This window comes from Amycolatopsis sp. NPDC006131 (genome assembly GCF_040614175.1).
Lineage (GTDB): Bacteria > Actinomycetota > Actinomycetes > Mycobacteriales > Pseudonocardiaceae > Amycolatopsis_E > Amycolatopsis_E tucumanensis.
Genome location: NZ_JBEXTX010000038.1, coordinates 1 through 17,186 on the forward strand (window position 1 = coordinate 1; position 17,186 = coordinate 17,186).

Here is a 17,186-nt window from a genome sequence, read left to right on the forward strand (position 1 = left end):
CCACCCGCTACGACAAGTTGGCCACGCTCTACCGCGCCGCCATCCTCATCCACGACGTCATCACCTGGACAAAGACATTGTCAGACACGGCCTAGTTGTCAGAACAGGGTTTGCGCGACCCCGGTCAGCACATACCTCTCGTCGACGATCGGCACCACCCGCCACTTGTCCCACGTGGTGCACGGGTGCGAGATGCCGAACCCGATGCGGTCGCCGACCGCGAGATCACCTCCGCCGCGGAAGTAGGCGTGCTGGTCGTTCATCGCCGCCACCTCGCCGGGCGGCGCCTCCTCCACGACCGTCCCACCGCGACGGATCCGGTGCAGCGGCACCGGAAATCCGGAGTCCGTCCCGGCGTCCCGCTTGCCGAAGTCCACAATGGCCAGATCCGGTTCCGGTGTGGACAGCACCCGCGACCACAGTTCCAGACTGGACCGCAACGGCATCACGGCGTACTCGGTCGCCAGCAGCCGCCGGTACTGCTCGTAGCCCAGCGCGTCGTGCGTGACGTAGCACCCGCTCCGCAGGACCACGCGGATCGGACGGCCGTTCCGCCAGCTCCGGCTCAGCTCGGTGGCGACCAGTTCGGGGTACTGCGTGCCCCCGGCGGTCACGACGAACTCGCCGGCGACGGCGTGCCGCGCCAGCACCCGGTCCGCCAGTCCCGCCAGTTCCCGGAGCCAGGCACGCACGTCGCCGAGCAACCGCGCGCCGAGCGAACCGGGAACGACACCCTCGAACCCGCCGACCCCGGCGAGCTCCAGGTGGGAGGACGCCGCCACGCGCTCGGCGACCGCCAGGGCCGCGCCGGCGCCACGGGCGCCGGTCCGCCCGCCGGGCACGCCGAGTTCCACGATCACGGGCAACGGGCAGGTGCGCGACGCCCTGGCGAGCTCCTTTTCCAGCACCTCCACGCCCTCGACCGAGTCGGCGTAGCAGTAGCAGGTGAAGGCCGGATCGGCATCCAGCTCGCCGCTGAGCCACTCGATGGCGGCCGGGTCGCACAACTCGTTGGCCAGCAACAGCCGATCCGCGCCCAGTCCACGGAACGCGGCGAGCTGGGTGGGAGTGGCGAGGGTGAGCGCCCAGGCGCCGTGCTCGATCTGCGCCTGCGCGATCTCCGGGGACATGGTGGTCTTCACGTGCGGCGCGAGCGACAGCCCGTGCTGCTCGCAGAACTGCTGCATCACGGCGAGGTTGTGGTCGAGCCCCGGCTGCCTGAGCACCAGCAACGGGGTGGGGAAATCCGCGGCCAGCACCTCCCGCCCACGCAGCTCGTCGACCCGCGACCCCACGGTGGAGGGCGGGAAACCCTTGTGGTGGCTGGCGATGACGACATCAGGCACCCGAAGCGGCCGCAACAGTCACTCCGATCGGTAGAGGGTGTCGAGCGGGGTCTCGCCGAACCGCCGCGTGTAGTGCAGCCGGAACTGCTCGTCGTCCCGGAAACCGCAACGCCGGGCGGCGTAGCCGACGCTCACCCGCGGCGGACGTCCCACCAGCAGGATCCGCCTGGCCTGTTCCAGGCGCAGCCCCAGCCGGAAGTCCTGCGGCCGGCACCCCTCGTGGTGGCGGAAAACCCGCACGAACTCCTCCTCGGTGAGCCCGGAGGCACGAGCCAGCTCGGTCACGCTCACCTCTTTCACCGGGTCCGTCGCCCGCAGCAGCACCTTCCCGAAGTCGCTGGCGAGCGGGCCGACCTCGGCCGCGCGCGGACCGATCGACTCGCTGTACTCGTGCGGCTGGTGCCGCAGCAGCCAGTTCACGAAGATCTCGTCCGAATGGCGCGCGAACCGCGATTTCGACCGGCCGAAGAACTGCTCCGCGCTGGTGATGAGGGGCTGGCCGCGGCCGCTGAGCCGGGTGATCACCGGGTGGAACCGGATCGGGGCGTTCGGCCACCTGCCGGTGATCCGCGCCAGCCGGACGTGCATCGCTCGCTGCTCCACGCGCACGAGCTTCAGGTAGCAGTTCGCCCCAGCCTGGAAGCCGAAGGCGTCGGCGGGGGACGCGGTGACGACGTCCCCGGTGGCCGCCTCGAGGTAGGTCGAGCCGATCCGGAACACGCAGCGGCCGCTCACCACCATGGTGGTCGTGTACGCGGTGCGCGGAACACCGAGGCGCACCACGACGTCGCGGCCGTAGGTGACGGTGGCCGAGGTCAGCTGGTCGCCCTCGTGCCGGTGCATCCGGAGGTCCATCTCCCTCGGACCGCCCTCCGGCAGGAGTTCGTGCAGTCCGAGGACCGGCTCGGCGGCTTCGACGGCGAGGGCGGGGTCGGCGGTGCGGATGTAGGCGAAGTGGTAGCCGCTCATTGCTCGGGGTCTCCGTTCTGGATATGGCGGCGGGACGTCATCGGTGGAGAGTCTGGTCGGGAGTCTCTCCGAATGTCGCGGTGTACTTGCTGGCGAAGCGGTACTGGTCGCGGAAGCCCCAGCACCGGGCCACGTCGCTCAGGCGGATCTCCCCCGGGTGCCCGTCCTGCAGGAGGTGGTAGACGGCACGCAGGCGCTCGCGGCAGAGGAAGTCCGTCACCGGCAGGCCGCGGTACCGCTGGAAGCCGGATTCCAGCCGTCCGGGCTCCACCCCGAGTGCCGCGGCGACGGAGCACGACGTCCACTCCGCCTGCGGATCGGCGCGCACCAGCTCGGTCGCCCGAGTGACCAGCCGGGCGGGCGCGGGGTGGGCGGCGATCCGGGACAGCCGTTCCGAGTAGTTGTTGTACTGCAGCACGAGCAGCTTGGTGACGAGCCATTCCTCGAACTGCGCCGACCACGGGCTCGCGGTCCACTGCCCGTGCTTGCCGAGGGACCCGATCTCCTGGATCAGCGTCCGGTACCAGTGCCGCGGCGCCCCGCCGACCACGTCCATGCCCAGCTCGAACCTGATGGGGCGGTCGGGCTCGGCGCCGAGCAGGGCCCGCAGGATCCGCTCGACCAGCCCGGTGCCGATCTTGACGAGGACGAGTTCGGTGTCGCCGGTCAGCGACATCCGCAGCGCTTCTTCCGGGGAGCTCACCACGATGCGCTTCGAGCTCGCGGCGATCTGTTCGCGGCCGGACCGGACGACGCCGCTTCCCCGCAGGTGCGCCTGCACCACGAAGAAGTCGCGCGTGCGGCCGGGATCGACGAGCACCGGCGCGCCGTATTCCACGTAGTTCAGGAGAACCTCGCTCAGGCGCGTCGAGTTCATCCGCGCGTCGAGCTGGGCGGTCGGATCGAGCACGTCGAGGTAGTGCTCGCACAGCACCCGGGACATCAGGTCGCGGGTTTGGTCGAGGTCGTGGGAACGGAAGATCTCGTACTGCTCCAAAGGTCGGCTCAACATGATCTGCGTTTCGTCTCTGGGGACTGAATGGTCGACATCGCGGGCCCGTAGGGAGAACCAGATGTCGCAGAAACTGAAACTCTTGTTTCAGCGTCGCCCATAGTACTCAGCAGCCGCTTTCAGACAAGTCTGTCTGCCGATCCGGCCGAACCTGTTTCGCGGCGATCTCGAGCAGTTCGGCCAGGTGCACGGCCCGCACTCGCGAGCGCCGTTTCCGCAGGCCGGCACGCAGTTGCCGAAGACAACCGGGATTCACGGCGACCACGTAGTCCACCCCGGCCGCCTCGATTTCGTCGATTTTCGCCGCCAGAATCTTCGCGCTGTCGCGCGGCCGCAAGATCGAATAGGTGCCCGCCGCGCCGCAGCACGCGGCCGCCGACGGCAGCTCCACGTACTCCGCCACCGCCCGGATCAGCTCGCGCGGCTGGCGCCACACACCGAGCCCGTTCCGCAGGTGACACGAGTCCTGCAGGGCCACCCGCGCCGGGCGGCCGTCGACCGACAGCGTGCCCAGCGGCAGGACATCGGCTTCGACGAAGAACTCGCTCGCCTCGCGAACCCGCGGACGGCCGATGTGCGCGGCCAGGTGCGCGGCGCAGCCGCCGGACGTTGTCACGATCGTGCCGGGGAGGGTTTCGCCGAGCTCCTTCGCCATCCGCTCGCCTGCCGCGGAATCGCCGTTGTGCGCGTGCAGCGCTCCGCAGCAGCCTTGCCGCGGCGGCGCGGCCAGCCCCGGCACCAGCTTCCGCGCCGCGCGGGAAACCCGTGGGAACAAAGCACGTTCCGCGCACCCGAGCATCAGCGACGGCCCGTCCGCGCTCGCGGCCGTCCGGGCGTGCCTGCGCACCAGGCCCGGCAACCGGAGCAGCCACGGGCGCGCCATGGCCGCCATCAGCAACCGCGCCCGCAGCGGCCGCCGTCCGCCGCGCCACTGGTGGTCCCGCCACTGCTCCAGCAGGTTGCCGTACTCGACGCCGGCCGGGCACACCGGTTCGCACGCCCGGCAGCCCAGGCAGAACGACGCCTGTTCGGCGAGCGTGCCGTCGTCCTCCGGCAGTTCTCCCGTTTCCAGCGCGCGCATCAGCGAGATCCGCCCGCGCGGTGAGGACGCCTCCTCCCCCGTCATCGCGTACGTCGGGCATGCCGGCAGGCAGTACCCGCAGGAGATGCACCGGTCCAGCAACGGTTTCGAGAAGATCATGAACCGAGCTTCCCGGGGTTGAGCACGCCGGCCGGGTCGAACGCGCTCTTGATCCGGCGCAGCAACCCGAGCTGAGCCGGGCCGAGCCGCTCGGCGAGGAACGGCAGTTTCGCCGCGCCCACGCCGTGCTCGCCGGTGATCGTGCCGTCCAGCCGGATCGCGGTGCGGAAGACCTCGGCGAACGCCTTGTGCGCCCGCTCCACCGCGGCCTCGTCGTCCGGGTCCAGCACGCACGTCGGGTGCAGGTTGCCGTCGCCCGCGTGCCCGAACGTCGCGATCTGCAGGTCGAACCGCTCGGCGATCTCGTCGATCCGGCCGACCATCTCCGGCATCCGCGGCCGCGGGACCGTGACGTCCTCCAGGATCGTGAGCGAGCCGAGCCGGGACAGCGCGGGCAGCGAGCACCGGCGCGCGGTCAGCAGCGCCTCGGCACGCGCGATGTCCGCCGCCACCGTCACTTCGAGCGCCCCGGACTCGGCGCAGATCTTGCGCATCCGCACCATGTTCCCGGCGACCACCTCGAGCGGGCCGTCCTCGCCGAACAGCAGCAGCGCGCCTGCGTCCAGCCGCAGCCCGAGACCGGCGTACTCCTCCACCACGGCGACGCACTTGCGGTCCAGGAACTCCAGGGTGGCCGGCACGATGCCGGAGGAGATGATGGCGCCGACCGCCCTGGACGCGTCGGCGAGCGACTCGAAGTAGGCCACGCCGGTGTTGCTCTCGGCCGGCGCGGGCAGCAGGGCCACCGTGGCTTCGGTGATGACCGCGAGCGTGCCCTCGGACCCGGTGAGCAGCCGCGTCAGGTCGTACCCGGCGACGTCCTTCCATAGTCGGCCGCCGGTCCGCACGACCTCGCCGGTCGGCAGCACCGCCTCCAGGCCGAGCACGTAGTTGCGGGTCACGCCGTACTTCAGGCCGCGCAGGCCGCCGGCGCAGGTGGCGATGTTGCCGCCGACCGTCGCGGTCGTCCGGCTGCCGGGATCGGGCGCGTACAACAGGTTCCGCGCCGCTGCGGCGTCGGCGAGCCGGGCCGTGGTCACGCCCGGCTGCACGCGCGCGAGCAGCTCCTCGGAGCTGACCTCCAGGACCTGCGTCATCCGTGTCAGCGCGAGGATGATCCCGCCGCGCAGCGGAACGGTGGCGGCGCAGAGGTTCGAGCCGGATCCCCTCGGCACGACCGGGACGCGGTACGCGGTGGCCAGCTGCAGGACGCGGGCGACCTGGTCGGTGGTGGCCGGGAACACGACCGCGTCCGGCGGGTGGTGGAACAGCGGCGTCGCGTCGCGCGCGTAGACCGCGAGGTCGCCCGGCGCCTGGCGGACGTGGTCGGCCCCGACCACCTCGGCCAGGGCGGCGGCGAAGTCGCGGTCCAGTGCCATCAGGCCTGCCCGCACACGTTGCGCTGGCGGCCGAGCCCGACCACCTCGGTCTCCACGACGTCGCCCGGCCGCAGGTAGCCGAACCGCCCGGACAGCGCGACGCCCTCGGGGGTGCCGGTGTTCACGAGGTCGCCGGGCTCGAGCACGAGGAATTGGCTGAGGTGCCAGATGATCTCGTCGACCGTGAAGATCATGTCGGAGGTCTTCGAGTCCTGGCGCGGCCTGCCGTTGACCCACGACCGGAGTTCGAGCACCTGCGGGTCCGGCACCTCGTCGGCGGGGACCAGCCACGGCCCGAGCGGGTTGAACGTCTCGCACGACTTGCCCTTGGACCACTGCCCGCCGGGCCTGCCGAGCTGGAAGGCGCGTTCCGAGACGTCGTCGGAGGTGACGTACCCGGCGATGCAGGCCCGCGCGTCGCCGAGCGTTTCGAGGTACCGGGCGCGCTTGCCGATGACGACGCCGAGTTCCACCTCCCAGTCCGTGCGTTCCGAACCGCGCGGAATCAGCACCTCGTCGTACGGACCGACCACGGTGTTCGGCGACTTGTGGAAGAGGATCGGCTCGGCGGGCGGCGGGTCCCCTGTCTCGGCCGCGTGGGCGGCGTAGTTCTGCCCGATGCACAGGATGGCGCCCGGCCGGGCGATCGGCGAGCCGATCCGCACGCCGACGATGTCGATCTCGTGCAGGACGCCGTCGTCGAGCGCTTCTCGCACCCGCCGCAGCCCACCCCGCTCCAGGAAGGAGCCGTCGATGGCGTGCGTCAGCGGGGACAGGTCGTAGCGGCGACCGTCCTCCAGCACCACGGGGCGCTCCCGGCCGGGAGCGCCCACCTGCATCAGTTTCATCCGTCTACTCCGGGAATTCCGCTGCTTCGAAGGGGTACAAGGGCTTGCGCCGGTGCCGGTAGGTGAAGCGGTCGAGGTTCATCGCGGTGACGCCGTCGGTGTCGACGACGAGCATCAGCCGGGCGATCGCCCCGTACGCCGCGCGCGGCGAGTTCACGCCCTTGGCCACGACGATGTGGTAGCGCGCCGGGTCGACGCCCACGCTGAGCAACTGCTGCAGGCTGGAGTTCATGACCGCCTTGGAGCCGATCACGAGCGTGTGCCCGTCGACGGTGTCCAGGACGGCTGTCGGGCCCTGGTCGAAGAAGCGGAACCCGCCGTGCGTGGCGGTGGGCTCCTCGAAGCGGCCGTCGGACACGGTGCGGACCGTCCCGTGCACCGGCACCGGCCGCCCGGCGGAGTGCACGTGCTTCGCCCCCACGCGAAGGTGCACCTCGGCGCCCTCCCCGGCCTCGATGCACTGCCGCGCCGAGTCCGGATCCCACAAGGTCTGCACGAGCGGCGGAACACCCCGCCGCAGGGCCGCGTCGAGGATGACGGTGGAGTCCCCTGGCGCCCCACCACCGATGTTGTCCCCGACGTCCAGCAGTACGACCGGCCCCGCTGGTTCTCCTGCCGCCAGGTCCAGCGCCTCGTCCACCGTGCGCTCCCGCGCCTGCAGCTCGGCGCGGTGTTTCCAGACGTAACCGGCGAGTTCCTGTGCGGCGACCGCGGCCTCGAACTCGTCACCGTCGTGAATCGCGACGCACGACATGCCCATGTGTGGGACGTCCGCGTACGGGAACCCCTCCGAGACCCGGACCGACAGCATGCCGGGCCGGTCGCCGAGTTCGCGGGCCCTGGCCACGAGAGCCGCCATCGGTTGTTCGCTGGTGTCCTGCCTCGCGATGTTGACCACCAGCGGCAGCTGCACCAGCGCCTGACGTGGCCGGATCTCCCCCCTGGCCGTGGCGGCGATCAGCTCGGCGCACCGGACACCCTGCTCCCGCACGTCGACGTGCGGGTTCGTCTCGTACACCAGCGTCACGGTCAGCGCGTCCACCAGGCGCTGCGAGATGTTGGCGTGCATGTCCAGCACCGCGCCGACGGGCACGTCCGGCCCCACGACCTGCCGGACGCGCGCAGCGATCTCACCGTCGGCGTCCAGCACGTGCTCGGCCACCGCCGCGCCGTGGATGTTGAGCAGGACGCCGTCCCACGGGCCGCGCGCCTCCAGTTCGACCAGCATTTCGCCGAGCAGCCACTCGAACGCGTCTTCGGTGAAGGGCCCGGCGGGCGTGACGAAGGCGAACAAGATCGATTCCAGATCGACACCGAGCCGCTCGGCGGCCGAGAAGTACCCGCCCAAGGCGGTCGAGGAGTTCGCGTACTCCTCGACGATCTCCTGACCGCGCGTTACCCCGCCGCGTTCGAACATGCGCCGGTCAGCACGCAGCGGGGAGAACGTGTTGGCTTCGTGGAACAAGCCACAGGTCGCGAAGCGCATCAGTCCCCCGCGTAAGCGATCACGTCGAGCTCGAACTTGACGATGCCGCCGAGGCAGCTCGTCAGGGTCGTGCGCGCCGGGGCGTGGGGGAAGTACTCCGGGTAGATCCGGTTGTACTCCGGCAGGTCAGCCGGGTCCTCGACGTACGCGCCGACCTTGACCACATCGGACAGCGCGAGACCGGCCTGCGAGAGAACCCGCCGGACGTTGTCGATGGAGCGACGCAATTCCTCTTCGAAGGTACCCGGGACGAGCCGGCCGTCCTCGTCGACCGCAGCCTGCCCGGAGACGAAGACGTAGTCGCCGGCACGGACGAACGGCGTGAACAACACCTTGGCCGGCGGTGCGGCGGAACCGGTCACCGTCCGGCCTCCCCGGCAACAGCAGCCGCGAACCTGGTGAGGGCGGCATCGAGTTCGTCCTCACCGTGGGCGGCGGAGACGTACCAGACACCTCGCCCGGCCACCCACAAACCGTGCTCGAGGAGAGCCTTGGACAACCGCTCGTACCGAGCCAGGTCCAGCTGCTGAAGGGAGCGGTAGTCGGTGACCGTAGCATCGCCGAAGGCGACGTGGAACGCCGGTGGCAGCCCGGCCACCCGCAGCGGCAGACCGTACTCCTGGCCGATGTCACGGAGCCCGATCATCAAGGTGTTGCCGTGCTTGGCGACCCTCTCGTAAGGCGGGTCCTCGAAGAGGCTGGTCAAGGTCGCGACCACGGCCGCGGTCGCCATGACCGAACCGTTGAAGGTGCCCGAGTGGTTCACCTCCCCGGTGCCGAGGCGGCTCATGAGGCCTTCGCGCCCGGCCAGTGCCGACACCGGGAAGCCGCCGGCGATGGCCTTGCCGTAGGTGGCCAGGTCGGGTTCGACCCCGTACCTCTCGGCCGCGCCACCGAGTCCAAGCCGGAATCCCGAAATAACCTCGTCGAAGATCAGCACGGCGCCGTGCCGGGTGCAGAGTTCACGCATGCGCTCGAGGTAGCCGGACAACGGCTCGATCACGCCGGCGTTGATCATCACCGGCTCGGTGATGACGGCGGCGATCTGATCCCCTTCCTCCTCGAACACCGCGGCCAGCCGGTCCGCGTCGTTCCATGGCAGCACGATGAAGTCGTCGAGGTGGCTGGAGAGCTGTCCCGCGCTGGCCGCGCCCCAGCTGCCGTCGCGCACCGCGGTGAGGACGTTGTCGAGCCAGCCGTGGTAGTGCCCCTCGAACCGGACGACCTTGGTCCGTCCCGTCGCACCGCGAGCGAGCCGGAGTGCGCCCTGCACGGATTCCGTCCCGGAAACGCCGAAGCGGACCATCTCGGCCCAGCCGAGCGCGCGGCACACCAATTCGGAGGCGCGCACCTCGAGCTCGTGCTGCCCGCCGTAGATCACCCCACGACGGCACGCCTCAGCGACGGCTTCGACAACCTGTTCCGGTGCGTGCCCCAGGAAGTTGGGTCCCTGTCCGAGCAGGTAATCGACGAAGTCGCGGCCGTCGACGCTGTAGAGCCAAGCCCCCTTTGCTCTCGCGATGAAGTCGTGGGCGCCGCTCAGCCGGACGTTGGAATGCACACCCCCCGGAGTCCGCTTCAACGCGCGTTCCCTGAGTTCCTCCGACCGCGGCAACAGCCGCGACGAGTCGCTGGACATCGACGAATCCCTCCTGCGGCCGGGCTCGGTCGAGAATCAGCTCCGGCGCCGTTTCATTGAGTGAAACTCAGAGTCTATCTTTCAATTACGGTAGGACTGACCGCGCCCAGCGTCAAGAGGTGTTCTCCACCTCCCGGTGCCGCGCGTGGCCCCCTGACAAGCGAATTCGAGCCCGACTAAGATCTGAAACATCGACATTGCCCGCCGAAACGAGGAGGAGCCGTGGCTCGCGGCCGGAAACAAGATCCTGAAGACAGCCCGTCGGGAGCCGGATCCCCGGAAGAGGAGCGCGATTACTCCGTCCGCGCAGTGGAACGGGTTTGCCTGATCCTCAACCTGTTGCAGGAGTCGGTCGACGGGATCACCCTCAACGAGGTCGCCCAGACGACGGGCCTGCCGAAGTCTTCGGCGTTCCGGTACCTCTGGACCCTGGAGAACCACCGGTACGTCGAGCGGGACGAGGAACACGGGCTGTTCCGGCTTGGCCTCGGTTTCGTCGGCATGCAGTCCCGGCACCTGGAGATCCTGCGCGAGCGGGCACGGCCGACCCTGGAAAGCCTGCGCGACGAGTTCGGCGAGACGGCGAACCTCGGCCTCCTCGACGGCGACCGCATCATCTACATCGAGATCGTCGAAAGCCGGCGGGGCGTCCGGCTGGCCGCCGCCCGCGGCGATCACGACTACCTGCACAGCACCGCCCTCGGCAAGGCGATCGCTGCCCACCTGCCCGAGGACCGGGTCCGGCAGTTGCTGGAGAACACCGGCCTGCCCGCACGGACCGCCAACACGATCACCTCGATCGACGACTACCTGGACGAACTGGCGAAGGTCCGCCGCGTGGGGTACGCCGTCGACAACGGCGAGAACGAGATCGACGGCCGGTGCGTCGCCGCGCCGCTCCTGGCAACCCACCTCCCGGCGGCGATCAGCGTCAGCGGGCCGGCTTCCCGCTTCACCATGCAGGACGTGAAGAAGGTCGCGAAGACCCTGATCGACATGGCAGCCGAGATCGCGACCAACCCCGTTTCCGCAGATCTGGAAGCGCGGAAGGCCTGACCCCGCGATCACCGTCCGCGGAGCAGGAACCGGCCAGCGCGGGCACCTGTCCTCCGTCCGTCAGCCACGACCTGCCGACCGTTGATCCAGACATGCCGCACGCCCTCCGCGTAGCGGCACGGATCGGTCCAGGTCGACCTCTCCCTGACCGCGGCTAGGTCCAGTACCGCGATGTCCGCCTTCGTGCCCGCGGCGATGCGGCCACGGTCGATCAGGCCGAGCCGCTCGGCCGCGGCGAGGGTGCTCTTGTGCACGGCGGTGGGGAGGTCCACTACGGATCGCGCGCGAACGTAGCGTTCGATGAGACGTGCGTGTGCACCGAAGTTGCGTGGGTGCGGTTTTCCCGGCGCATCCTCGGTCATCGCACTGCCGTCGCTACCGATGATCGACAGCGGATCCGAGAGGAAGAACTCGACGTCGGCTTCGTCGCGGTAAAAAAGGACGACCTGAACCCGGTTGCCATACCGGGCGCAGAAATCGAGGCACAGTTCCTCGGGGCCCGTATCGAGGGACTCGACCGCCTGCGCCACGCTCTGGCCCGCCAGTTCCGGCCGCCCGGGATCCACGAAGGAGAACACCACACGGCTCCAGTCCCACGGAATGGTGCCGAACAGGCCGCGCGACAGCTCGCGCCGCGCCCGGTCGTACAGGCGCCCCGATGACAGCTGTTCCCGAATGCCCGCCTCCCCCGACTCCTGCAACCACCCTGGCAAATACTGCGTGAGGGCCGATGCGGAAGCGTGGTAGGGATACACGTCGTAACGGACGTCGAGCCCCTGGTCCGCGGCCGCGCGAAACAGTGCGACCACCTCCGGTGCCCGTCTCCACATCTTGGGGTCGTTCAAGGCCACGTGCGAAAATTGCAACTTGACGGCGGCAGCACGACAAACGGCAATCGCCTCCTCGAACGGTTCCGTCCCAGGACTCGCCCTGGCATGGGTCGCGTACACGGCATCGTGCTCGGCCAGCACCCGGCCCAGTCGCACGAGTTCATCGAGATTTGCAAACTTCGAGGGGACGTAAGTGAGGCCGCTCGACATACCGAACGCGCCTTGCTCTAGCGATTTGCCCAAGCTCGTCGCCAGCCGTTCCAGGTCAGCCCGGTCGAGGTGGACATCGGCCGAACCCGTGCAGGCTATTCGCAACGCGCCGTGCCCGACCAGCGGCACGACGTTCATCACCGGCCCGCTCGCGGTTACAGCCTCAGCGAATCCCGCCAGGTCATCCCACCAGACGCGCTGCCGGGGGAAACCGATTCCGGTGATGAACTCCTCGAGTGCGTCTCGCCGAGACCGCGCGACGGGAAAAGGTGAAAAGCCGCAGTTACCGATGACTTCGGTGGTCACGCCCTGCGCAACCTTGCTTCCCGCCCCCGGCTCGTGGAGGAAACTGACGTCCGAGTGCGTGTGGATGTCGATGAACCCGGGGACGATCGTCAGGCCGGTGCAATCGATGCGGTCCCTCCCAGCCACCTCATCTACCGAAGCGGAAACCGCTTTGATCTCATCGCCAGCCAACAGCACGTTCCCGGTGAACGGGGGACGCCCGGTTCCGTCGACGACCGTGCCGTTGCACAGCCAGGTTCCATTTTCCGCAGCTCTCACCTGTGACCCGTCAAACGATCCACGCATGCCATTGTTCCTCGCCTTGCAGGCCCGATCCGGTGCGCAAGCGGTCGAGCGACTTCTCAATCTCCCGGACGAAACCCCAGTGCTCGCGCACGACCAGGGGCGCGAGGTACGCCGGCTTTGTCGCGGCCGCCATCTTCAACAGGTCGCGGCCATCTGCGTACAACCGTTCAACCTCCTGGCCGGTCAGTGAAGGCCGCCGAGCCGCTCCGATGACAGCGAGGAAAAGATCGGCGGTCGCCGCAAGCCGGCCCGACTCGGCTTTCCACTGCGCGACGGGGTCCGGCCAGAAGCGGACCGCCCGTCCTTCGGGCATGATCGAAACCGCGTCTCGCAACGTCGCCGCGACCTGCCGGAGGACGTCCGCCATCGGTGGCTGGACGATCGCGAACGAACGCAACAGGTCGTCCGGGTACTGGGTGCTTCCCGCAGCAGCGGTCGAAAAGTAAGGCAGCAGGTGGTGGACGATGTACATCATCAACGGGTAACTGGCGGTCACCGAGCCGGCCGATCGGATGGCCTGCAGAGCCAGGTCGTGTTCGTCGTTCGCGAGGTACCGCGCCCACCTCTGCTGGAAGCCCCCGGCGCCGCCGGAGTATTCGAGGTTCCACGAGAGATCGGCGAAACACGCATAGTTGGCGTGATCGGCGGGATCTGGCAAACCGTAGGCGAAAGAACCCAGTGCGCCGGCGCCATGGCCGCGGCGCAACACGGCCTCGATGTTCCCGGAGAAGTCCTGTTGGAACACGTGCGGGAACAGCCCGGTCGTTGGACAGCACCACGTCTCCGCGCGCTCGGTGTTCGTCGGTCTCGGGGCAGGATCGTTGTACTTCCACCAGGCGATCACCGGCGCCGGCAGGCCACGCTCTTCGATCGCGTCGAGGTACCGGTCGAGGACATCCTCACGCACGAGCGTGTCGTGCCAGTGCACCATGGCAACGCCTTCGCCTGCGAGCACTTCACCCACGCACAGGAGGTACTCGATGAGCATGTCCCCGGGCGAGAGCGACCGGCAACCCTCACAGCGGCAGTACGGACTGACTACGCGCCGGCGATCGGTTGGATCGACGTTGCGAATCGGGTAGTACTCGTCGCCGGCGACGTGCAGCCGGGATAACCCGTTGGGACGCAGGTGTTCTGCGACGACGCAGCGCACGAAGTGGGCCAGCTCCGCACGCGCCTCCGCTCGCGAGACGCAATACCCGTAGCCAGTGGGCGCTCCCTCGTCGTCCAACGCGGACAGCGCCGGCAGGGCGCGTGGAACCAGGGTGGAGTGACCTGGGCCGCCGAGGTGAGGGATGATCTGGACGCCCCGGCTCTCCGCGTACCGGACCACCTCGCCGAAGAAGCGGTCGGCGAACATCGCCGGCAGGTAGTCCAGGTCGACCTCGCGCTCTGTCTCCGCACTCCAAGTGGTCACGTGTTGGGGCGACTCGAGTTGCGGGTACCCCTGCAACGGGGTGAAGAGGTATTCACTTGGAGTTCCGTCATGACGGATGTCCCAGCAGCCGTAGATCGAGACACCGACTGTGTTGATCTTCAGCTGGGACATCCGGTCAAGGAACTGGTGCCAGTCCTCGACCGACATGCGGTCCGTTCCGGCGAAGGATTCGACGAACACACCCCGGACCGCGAAGGTCGGCCAATCCGCAACCTCGCCCTCGGGCAGTGATGCGTGTCCGCCCCAGTCCCAAACGTCGAGCAGTGTGCGTACAGCGTGCAGAGCACCAAGGCCGTCCCCGGCTGACACGCGCACTCCGGTCTCGTCGAGCTGAATCTCGTAAGCCTCTCTGCTGAGCCCTGCTCTACGGAGCGTAACGGGCAGGGCAGGCAGCGACGGATCACCGGACACAAGGCCGGCCATCCTCCGGATGTGGTCTTCGTACTTTCGCAACCCCTCGTCGATCTCGGCGATGAACAAGGTGCCGACGCGCACAATTCGTTCGGTCCAAGAAGCGTGCTTGGGTTGTGGAAGCAAAACCGGCCCCGCCACGGAACTCACCGCCAAGTCGTCAATCCGAATCCAGGGACACAGGTGGTGGAGACCGTAATCCAGTTTCCGGCACACGCCCCAGAGGACGACTTTCGCTCGAACGAAGCTCTGCGCACTCGACCTCCAGATGGATTGTCTTGCTGGCACCAGGAGCAAGGACGAGCTCCGGCGCGGGAACCAGGGGGGGCACGCCGGGCAGCGGAGCGGTGGCCGGCTCCACCGCCAGCAACCCACCGTGCGGTGTGTCGCAGCGCCAAAGGTGACCGAAGGGCAATTCATCGCCACTCCAGGCGACCTTGATCTCCATCCTCCGCGCGTGATCTCGAAGTACCGCTTCCGCGCGTTGTCCGGCCGGCGGCCGGGGCAGCGCGATGGTCTGGTAGGCGCGCTCGAGATGCGGGTCACCGAGCCCCTGCCCATGCAGGAGGAACACCGTGTCTTGTCCGGGGAGCAGGAGGTTCACGTGGTACAGCAGGCGGACCCGCTCGGCCTGGCAACCGCGGTTGGTGATGACGTCGGAGAGCAGGAACCGGCCTCGGCCCCCCTCGGTGCTGATTTGCCGCTCAATCTCGAGGAACGCACCGAGACCGTCCACCTCACCGATCCGAGCGCGAGCCGAACCTCCCGGTCCGGTGGCGACCACCTGCGCACGCCGGTGCGAAAAAGTTCCGTGCAGGCCACGTTCGTGCACCGGCCGACCGATGTGGAACAGCCCGCACGTGGTGACGAGACCGCCGCTGAACCCGCTGATCCAGTCGTGACCCCTTAGCGCTGTCAGCGGCGGAACGTCACGGTTCTCGTCATACCAGGCCAGCGGCTTGCTCCGCCACCACGCCTGCCCCACGTCGAACCCGCGGTCCGGGAGAACCCGGATGTCGAGTCCGTCTTCGGCACGGATCTCCAACTGCCGGGTCCCCGTGGCGGGGCCGTTCGTCACGACCGACTCGCGGACTTCACACCGCCTCACAGCGGAGTCACGAGCGCTCACATCAACGTCCAGCCACCATCCACACCGACCGCCTGCCCCGTCATGAAACGGCTGTCAGGACCGACGAGGAAACTGACGACACCTGCCACGTCGTCAGCGGTACCACGCCGCTCGATCACCTGGTGCCGGAGCGCAGCGCGATCGGTCTGGACACGATCAGCGAAGCTCTCCTCTTCCTCTTCGGTGCGGATAGCACCGGGGACGACGCAGTTCACCCTGATACCCCGTGGTCCCAGCTCACGAGCGAGCGAACGGGTGAAGCCGATGACTCCTGCCTTGCTCGTCCCGTAGTGCAGCGAGCTCGGAGCACCGGTACGGGCCAGGACACTGCTCACCGTCACGATGCAGCCGTCCCGGATCTCCGCAGACCCGAACGCCCGCTGACTGCACAGGAACGCGCCGCGGAGGTTCACACCGATGATCCTGTCCCATTCCTCGGGACCGATCTCGGTCCAACTCCGCCGAACGGTCGCCGCGGCGTTCAGCACAAGAGCTCCGACCGGGCCAAGTTCACGTTCACATTCCTCGAAGAGGAACTGCACGTCCGCAGGCTCAGCGACGTCTGCCGGGATGACGAGCGCGGTACCACCAGCGTCCACGATGTCCTCGGCGACCTGCTTGGCAAGGGTGACCATACGTTCATCGGGATGGCTGTTCAACGCTACAGCCATCCCCTCCGCCGCGAGGCGGCGTGCAATCGCTGCCCCGATGCCTCGCGAGGCACCCGTGACGAGGGCAACGCGCCGTTCCCCAGCAGTCACAGTCTTCCTCCTCAGCTGCGTTTCAGTAAATGAACAGGATATATCATTACGGCCCGAGAGCTTGTGTTCAACCCAGAGCCAGTTCCTGCTCGCCGGCCCCCAAGCCGAGTTCGGCATGCCGGGAGGCTCGGACGAGGCCGGTCACGTAGGGGTCGTGCGCCAGATTTTCGTCGAGCAAGTCGTTCACCGCCCCGTAGAACAACGACTTGCCGTGACGTAGTACGAGCACGTCATCAGCGAGCACCTTTGCCACTGCGAGGTCGTGCGTTACCACGATGGCAGCGAACCCGTGCTCCTTCTGCAACTTCAGCAGGAGGTTGATGATCTGCGCCTGCACGGACACGTCGAGTGCCGAGGTCGGCTCGTCGCACAGGAGAACCGAAGGCTCGGGCGCCAGCGCGCGGGCGATGACGATCCGTTGCAACTGGCCGCCGGAAAATGAACGAGGACGGTCCTTGGCACGCGCTGGGTTGATGCCGACCAGTGACAAGAGTTCGGCCACCCGCGCCCGCCTCGCCGCACGCGACCTGCCACGCAGTGGCTCAGCGATGCTCGAGCCGACACTTCGCATCGAATCGAGCGCATCGGACGGGTTCTGGAACACCATCTGCACGGGACTGACCCGGCCGGCGCGGCACGCGTGCGGTGCGCCGTGGATGAGAGTCTCGCCGGCCGTAGGGGTCTCGAGGCCGGCTATGCAACGCACCAGCGTGCTCTTGCCCGCACCGCTTTCGCCCACTATCGCGAGTGTCCGGCCTCGTTCGACCGAGAACGTGATCTCGGCAAGGGCTTCGCGTTTGACCCGTCCACGCCCGCCGAAGGTCTTTCCGAGGCCAATCGCTTCAATGGCCGGGGCAGTTCCTATCACTGAGGTGGTCAC

General features: G+C 68.5%; 15 protein-coding genes. 1 reads left to right on the forward strand and 14 read right to left on the reverse strand.

Translation table 11 applies throughout. The features are described from left to right. Positions 1–98: 98 nt before the first annotated feature. The 9 genes from ABZ215_RS20575 to ABZ215_RS20615 form a co-directional block, all read right to left on the reverse strand. A complete protein-coding gene (locus ABZ215_RS20575) occupies positions 99–1,346 on the reverse strand; it encodes an amino acid deaminase (RefSeq protein ID WP_354950809.1) in 1,248 nt (415 codons plus the stop codon). An 18-nt stretch (positions 1,347–1,364) separates the two neighbouring features. Next, positions 1,365–2,315 carry a helix-turn-helix domain-containing protein gene (locus ABZ215_RS20580; RefSeq protein ID WP_354950811.1) on the reverse strand — a complete coding sequence of 317 codons (951 nt, stop codon included), beginning with the start codon at positions 2,313–2,315 and terminating at the stop codon, positions 1,365–1,367. A gap of 37 nt (positions 2,316–2,352) precedes the next feature. Then, the gene (locus ABZ215_RS20585; protein WP_354950813.1) at positions 2,353–3,327 is read right to left on the reverse strand and encodes a helix-turn-helix domain-containing protein; all 975 of its coding nucleotides are present in this window, start codon (positions 3,325–3,327) and stop codon (positions 2,353–2,355) included. Positions 3,328–3,433: 106 nt separating this feature from the next. Further along, complete coding sequence (locus ABZ215_RS20590) at positions 3,434–4,528, reverse strand: (Fe-S)-binding protein (RefSeq protein WP_354950815.1); 1,095 nt, start codon at positions 4,526–4,528, stop codon at positions 3,434–3,436. Continuing rightward, positions 4,525–5,907 (reverse strand): FAD-linked oxidase C-terminal domain-containing protein, encoded by a 1,383-nt coding sequence (locus ABZ215_RS20595; RefSeq protein ID WP_354950817.1) that lies wholly within the window; start codon positions 5,905–5,907, stop codon positions 4,525–4,527. Before ABZ215_RS20595 ends, ABZ215_RS20590 begins: the two co-directional genes overlap by 4 nt. Next, positions 5,907–6,755, reverse strand: a complete 849-nt coding sequence (locus ABZ215_RS20600) for a fumarylacetoacetate hydrolase family protein (protein WP_354950819.1) — start codon at positions 6,753–6,755, stop codon at positions 5,907–5,909. Before ABZ215_RS20600 ends, ABZ215_RS20595 begins: the two co-directional genes overlap by 1 nt. 4 nt (positions 6,756–6,759) lie before the next feature. After that, positions 6,760–8,241: a M81 family metallopeptidase gene (locus ABZ215_RS20605; RefSeq protein WP_354950821.1), complete on the reverse strand. Its 1,482-nt coding sequence runs from the start codon at positions 8,239–8,241 to the stop codon at positions 6,760–6,762. Continuing rightward, entirely contained in the window at positions 8,241–8,603 is a 363-nt protein-coding gene (locus tag ABZ215_RS20610; protein WP_354950823.1) for a RidA family protein, read from the reverse strand. Before ABZ215_RS20610 ends, ABZ215_RS20605 begins: the two co-directional genes overlap by 1 nt. Further along, positions 8,600–9,880, reverse strand: coding sequence for an aspartate aminotransferase family protein (locus ABZ215_RS20615; RefSeq protein WP_354950825.1), 1,281 nt, complete (start codon positions 9,878–9,880; stop codon positions 8,600–8,602). Before ABZ215_RS20615 ends, ABZ215_RS20610 begins: the two co-directional genes overlap by 4 nt. 309 nt (positions 9,881–10,189) lie before the next feature. Between ABZ215_RS20615 and ABZ215_RS20620 the strand changes: the two genes are divergently transcribed. Further along, positions 10,190–10,936, forward strand: coding sequence for an IclR family transcriptional regulator (locus ABZ215_RS20620; RefSeq protein ID WP_354950827.1), 747 nt, complete (start codon positions 10,190–10,192; stop codon positions 10,934–10,936). An 8-nt stretch (positions 10,937–10,944) separates the two neighbouring features. On the opposite strand, the gene ABZ215_RS20625 is transcribed toward ABZ215_RS20620, so the two are convergent. From ABZ215_RS20625 to ABZ215_RS20645, 5 genes are all read right to left on the reverse strand, one after another. After that, positions 10,945–12,540, reverse strand: a complete 1,596-nt coding sequence (locus ABZ215_RS20625; RefSeq protein ID WP_354950829.1) for an amidohydrolase family protein — start codon at positions 12,538–12,540, stop codon at positions 10,945–10,947. A gap of 10 nt (positions 12,541–12,550) precedes the next feature. Beyond that, on the reverse strand, positions 12,551–14,500 hold the full coding sequence (locus ABZ215_RS20630; protein ID WP_354950831.1) for a family 20 glycosylhydrolase: 1,950 nt from the start codon (positions 14,498–14,500) through the stop codon (positions 12,551–12,553). A gap of 76 nt (positions 14,501–14,576) precedes the next feature. Continuing rightward, entirely contained in the window at positions 14,577–15,494 is a 918-nt protein-coding gene (locus ABZ215_RS20635; RefSeq protein WP_354950833.1) for a DUF4432 family protein, read from the reverse strand. Between the two features lie 47 nt (positions 15,495–15,541). Continuing rightward, positions 15,542–16,306, reverse strand: a complete 765-nt coding sequence (locus tag ABZ215_RS20640) for an SDR family oxidoreductase (RefSeq protein WP_354950835.1) — start codon at positions 16,304–16,306, stop codon at positions 15,542–15,544. Between the two features lie 67 nt (positions 16,307–16,373). After that, positions 16,374–17,186, reverse strand: coding sequence for an ATP-binding cassette domain-containing protein (locus ABZ215_RS20645; protein ID WP_354950837.1), 813 nt, complete (start codon positions 17,184–17,186; stop codon positions 16,374–16,376).